Below are 3,233 nucleotides of genomic sequence, written 5' to 3'. Positions count from 1 at the left end.
GAGGGCGGCGAGGACCCGGCCGAGTACGTCGAGACCGCTTACCGCGTCTCCGAGACCAAGTTCAACGCCTGGCCGGAGTCGCTGAAGAGCGCCTTCGCCCCCGCCCGCACGCTCAAGACCGGCAAGCCCGGATTCCGTCTCGCCCTGTTGGAGGAGTGACCGTCATGTTCAAGAACCGCACTTTGCTCGACAAGCTGAAAAAGCAGCACCCCTATCTGCTGGAGTCCCTGCCGGAACGGATCGAGACGAATGGCGCCAACGTGGCCATCGAAGATGCCACCCTGGATCAGATCGCCTTCGCCGTCATCGCCCTCGAAAACGAGGTCCGGCCCATCAGCCGCCGCATGAACGCCTTGCGGGAGCTCTACGACCTCGCCCGCAAACACGGCGCACTTGGCGCGCACCGGATCGGAGACGCCTTCACCGACAAAGGAGGCCGCTCATGAGCCTCCCCATCATCTCCGCCGACCAGCGCCTGGCCGAAAAGCGCGGCGTGAAAGGCGTGCTGGTCGGCAAGAGCGGCATCGGCAAGACCTCGCAGCTCTGGACCCTGGCGCCCGAGAGCACCCTGTTCTTCGACCTCGAGGCGGGCGACCTCGCCGTCGAGGGGTGGGCCGGCGACACCATCCGCCCGCGCACCTGGCAGGAGTGCCGCGACTTCGCGGTGTTTATCGGCGGCCCGAACCCGGCGCTGCGTGAGGACCAGCCTTTCAGCCAAGCCCACTTCGATGCCGTCTGCGCGCGCTTCGGCGACCCGACCGTGCTCGATCGCTACGACACCGTGTTCGTCGACTCGATCACCGTCGCAGGGCGTCTGTGCCTGCAGTGGTGCAAGGGCCAGCCGCAGGCCTTCTCCGAGAAGACCGGCAAGCCGGACACCCGCGGGGCCTACGGCCTGATGGGCCAGGAGATGATCGCCTGGCTCACCCACCTGCAGCACACCCGCGGCAAGAACGTGTGGTTCGTCGGCATCCTCGACGAGCGCCTCGACGACTTCAATCGCCGCGTCTTCCAGCTGCAGATCGACGGCTCCAAGACCGGGCTCGAGCTGCCCGGCATTGTCGACGAGGTGGCGACGCTGGCCGAGCTCAAGGCCGACGACGGCACCGCCTACCGCGCCTTCGTCTGCCACACGCTCAACCCCTGGGGCTTCCCCGCCAAGGACCGCTCCGGCCGCCTCGATCAGATCGAGGAGCCGCACCTCGGCCGCCTGATGGCCAAGATCGCCGGCCCGGCCCGACCCGCTCTCGAACGCCTCGACTTCGCGCGCCCCGCGCCTTCCGAACCCGTACAGCAATAAGGAGCCACGACCATGAGCTACTTCGATTTCAACGATGCCAACGAGCAGTCCTCGTTCGACCTGATCCCCAAGGGCACGCTGGTGCGCGTGCGCATGACCATCCGCCCGGGCGGCTTCGACGACGCAAGTCAGGGCTGGACCGGCGGCTATGCCACCCGCAACGACAATACCGGCTCGGTGTACCTCAACTGCGAGTTCGTCGTGGTGGAGGGTGAGTACGCCCGCCGCAAGCTGTGGTCGCTGATCGGCCTCTACAGCCCCAAGGGTCCGGAGTGGGCCAACATGGGCCGCGCCTTCGTCAAGGCGATCCTGAACTCCGCGCGCGGCATCCATCCGGGCGATGCCAGCCCCCAGGCCCAGAACGCACGGCGCATCGCCGGGTTCGCCGATCTGGACGGCATCGAGTTCCTCGGCAAGGTCGATTGGGAGAAGGATCAGAACGGCCAGGACAAGGCCGTCATCAAGCAGGCGATCCAGCCCGACCACAAGGACTACGCCGCGCTGATGGGCGCACCGCGTGCGCCGGCACCGTCGGCCGTCACGCCGAACGCCTATGCCCAAGCCACGGGTCGCGCGCAGGTGGCGGGCCGTCCGAGCTGGGCGCAGTAAGGGGGACTGCCGGCATGATGCTTCGTCCCCGTCAGGCCCTGCTGGTGGAGCGCTCGCTCGCGGCGCTGCACCAGCACGGCAACACCCTGGCCATCGGCCCGACCGGCTCGGGCAAGACCATCATGCTGTCGGCGGTCGCCGGCGGCGTGCTGGAGGAGCCCGACGCCAAGGCCTGCATCCTCGCGCACCGCGACGAGCTCACCGCCCAGAACCGGGGAAAGTTCGGCCGGGTCAATCCGGGCGTCGCGACCTCGGTGTTCGATGCCAAGGAGAAGTCCTGGGCCGGGCGCGCGACCTTCGCGATGGTGCAGACGCTTACGCGCGACAACCATCTCGACGCGATGCCCACGCTCGATCTGTTGGTGGTCGATGAGGCGCATCATGCCGCCTCACCGTCCTACCGGCGCGTGATCGATCACGTGCTGTCGTGCAACCCCCGCGCGCTGATCTTCGGTGCCACCGCCACGCCCGCACGCAGCGACGGCAAGGGGCTGCGCGAGGTTTTTAGCAACGTGGCCGACCAGATCACCCTGGGCGAGCTCATCGCCTCCGGCCATCTGGTGCCGCCGCGCACCTTCGTCATCGATGTCGGCGCGCAGTCTGCCCTCGCCCAGGTGCGCCGCACCGCCACCGACTTCGACATGACCGAGGTGGAGGCGATCCTCAACAGGACGCCGATCACCGACGCGGTGATCCGTCACTGGCGCGAGAAGGCCGGCGAGCGCAAGACCATCGTGTTCTGCTCCACCGTGGCCCACGCGCAATGCGTGGCCGACGCCTTCGTCGCGGCCGGCATCCGCGCCGTGCTGATCCACGGCGAGTTGTCGGACGCCGAGCGCAAGGTGCGACTCGCCGAGTACGAGACCGGCGATGCGCAGGTGGTGGTCAACGTGGCGGTGCTGACCGAAGGCTACGACTACACGCCCACCTCCTGCGTGGTGCTGCTGCGCCCGAGCTCCCACAAGTCGACCCTGACCCAGATGATCGGTCGTGGGCTGCGCACCGTCGATCCGGCCGAGCATCCGGGCATCGTCAAGACCGATTGCATCGTGCTCGACTTCGGCACCGCGACGCTCATGCACGGCTCGCTGGAGCAGGAGGCCAACCTGGACGGCCACCGCTACCCTGGCGAGGCGCCCACCAAGGAGTGCCCGTCCTGCGAGGCGACGGTGCCGCTCGGCTGCCGCGAGTGCCCCCTGTGCGGCTTCGAATGGACTCGCGACGAAACGGAGCAGGCAGATGCGCTGGACGACTTCGTCATGACGGAGATCGACCTGCTCAAGCGCTCCAACTTCCGCTGGTGCGATCTCTTCGGCTGCGACGA

The 3,233-nt window shown here is 67.9% G+C and carries 4 protein-coding genes; all 4 read left to right on the top strand.

What is annotated here, in order from left to right; all coding sequences use genetic code 11:
- Positions 1 to 164: 164 nt before the first annotated feature.
- Positions 165 to 446 carry a hypothetical protein gene (locus tag AB1555_19905; protein ID MEW6248943.1) on the top strand — a complete coding sequence of 94 codons (282 nt, stop codon included), beginning with the start codon at positions 165 to 167 and terminating at the stop codon, positions 444 to 446.
- A complete protein-coding gene (locus tag AB1555_19900) occupies positions 443 to 1,300 on the top strand; it encodes an ATP-binding protein (GenBank protein ID MEW6248942.1) in 858 nt (285 codons plus the stop codon). The genes AB1555_19905 and AB1555_19900 overlap by 4 nt, the downstream gene beginning before the upstream one ends.
- A gap of 12 nt (positions 1,301 to 1,312) precedes the next feature.
- Entirely contained in the window at positions 1,313 to 1,909 is a 597-nt protein-coding gene (locus AB1555_19895) for a hypothetical protein (protein ID MEW6248941.1), read from the top strand.
- A 14-nt stretch (positions 1,910 to 1,923) separates the two neighbouring features.
- The coding region (locus AB1555_19890; GenBank protein ID MEW6248940.1) for a DEAD/DEAH box helicase at positions 1,924 to 3,233 on the top strand (1,310 nt) is incomplete at its 3' end.

The organism is Nitrospirota bacterium (genome assembly GCA_040755395.1).
Classification (GTDB): domain Bacteria; phylum Nitrospirota; class Nitrospiria; order Nitrospirales; family Nitrospiraceae; genus DATLZU01.
The sequence above is the reverse complement of the archived record's forward strand: the minus strand, read 5'-3'. Positions and strand labels throughout refer to the sequence as shown.